We start from the raw sequence: 295 nt of genomic DNA, 5'->3' as shown, positions 1-295 counted from the left end.
CCGCCACGGTTTCGGCATGTTCGTGGCGCCCACTAACTTCGACGCGCTCGCAGACGGACTCACGTTCCGGGGAAGACTATCGCTTCGTCACCAGGGGCTCGAAGCGTTGCAGCTGGTTGACGTGCGTCAAGCACTTGAGTCGGGACTTATCGGCTCGTCCATCGATGTCATGACCAAAGAACAGCTGGCCAGCATTGAAGAGTCGGTCAAGCAGATGGAGGAGCTGGCGGGTGCCGGGGAAAACTTCGTCATGGCCGACGCCGAGTTCCATCGCAGACTATTCGAACCCCTCAAC

At 59.3% G+C, this 295-nt stretch carries 1 protein-coding gene; it reads left to right on the top strand.

All coding sequences use genetic code 11. The features are described from left to right. Positions 1–106: 106 nt before the first annotated feature. The coding region (locus SB847_RS20805) for an FCD domain-containing protein (RefSeq protein ID WP_410578483.1) at positions 107–295 on the top strand (189 nt) is incomplete at its 3' end.

Source organism: Bacillus sp. SIMBA_026, from assembly GCF_046535335.1.
GTDB lineage: Bacteria > Bacillota > Bacilli > Bacillales > Bacillaceae > Bacillus > Bacillus velezensis.
Note: the sequence above shows the minus strand (reverse complement) of the source record. Positions and strands in the feature narration are given on the sequence as shown.